At 31.8% G+C, this 1,455-nt stretch carries 1 protein-coding gene; it reads left to right on the forward strand.

What is annotated here, in order from left to right:
* Positions 1-191: 191 nt before the first annotated feature.
* On the forward strand, positions 192-1,455 hold a 1,264-nt coding region (locus RMO83_RS03440; RefSeq protein ID WP_310558280.1), incomplete at its 3' end, for a Y-family DNA polymerase.

Here is a 1,455-nt window from a genome sequence, read left to right on the forward strand (position 1 = left end):
ATTTTGTAAAATCATTCAATTTTATCATATTTTTAATCATTGACCATAAAGTAATTTAAAAAATAATGTTTAGATTTAGTGAATTGAATTAAAAATATAATAAGAATTTCAACATTTAATTTTATCAACAATCCAAAGAAATTAACTTTTGTAAACTAAAAAAATAAAATGGTATTCTGTAAATTTACAAAATGTATGCACTTGTCGATTGTAACAATTTTTATGCTTCTTGCGAACGTGTTTTTCAACCGAAATTCAACGGAAAACCTGTTGCGATTTTGTCTAATAACGATGGTTGCGTAATTTCTAGAAGCAACGAAGCCAAAGCAATTGGCATAAAAATGGGTGCACCAGCATTTCAAATTAAAGACTTGATTAGAAAAGAAAACGTTCAGGTTTTTTCGTCTAATTATGCACTTTATGGCGATTTGAGTAATCGAGTTATGGGCGTTTTGGGCCAGTTTACTCCAAATCTAGAGGTTTATAGCATTGACGAAGCTTTCTTGAATTTTGACGGAATGAACATCGAAGATTATCACAATTACGGCATACAAATGAAGGCTAGAATCCAGAAATGGGTCGGAATTCCAGTTTGTATTGGTTTTGCCGAAACCAAAGCTTTGTCGAAAGTTGCCAACAAAATCGCCAAAAAATTTCAAGAACGAACTTCGGGCGTTTATGTAATTGATTCTGATGAAAAAAGAATTAAAGCATTGAAATGGACCAAAATTGAAGACGTTTGGGGCATTGGTCGCCAACAAGAAAAGAAAGTCAAGTTGCGAAATATTTTTACAGCCTACGATTTCACGTTACCGCAACACGAAGCTTGGATTAAAAAAGAAATGGGCATTATCGGAATGCGATTAAAATATGAACTTGAAGGAAAATCGGTTTTGGATTTAGAACCGATTCCTGATCAGAAAAAAAGTATTGCAACAACCAGAAGTTTTCCAAAACAAATTTCAGAATTTGATGATTTGCGTGAACGAGTTTCGACATTTGCAAGTGTTTGTGCAGAAAAGTTGCGCAAACAAAACTCATGTTGCCACACAATAATCGTAATGCTAGTTGTAGACAAGCACACGGTTCAGACCTCTAAATATTATTTTAATATGGCAATAACTTTGCCTTTTGCGTCTAATTCGACTTTAACAATTTCCAACACAGCAATTGATATGTTGAAACAATTACATAAAGGAAATGAACATCTAAAATTTAAAAAAGCTGGTGTAATTGTGACTTCGTTGGTCGATGAAGACAAAAAACAGTTTCAATTATTCGATGAAGAAAACCCCAAACATTTGGCATTAATGCAAACAATGGACAAGTTGAATAAAAAAATTGGAAATAAAAAAGTAAAATTGGCTACACAAAACCTAAATTTGACTTGGAATATGAAACAAAATCATTTGTCAAAAAAATATACTACTAATTTTAAAGATATTCTTGAAATAA

The organism is Flavobacterium sp. (genome assembly GCF_031423415.1).
Taxonomy (GTDB): domain Bacteria; phylum Bacteroidota; class Bacteroidia; order Flavobacteriales; family Flavobacteriaceae; genus Flavobacterium.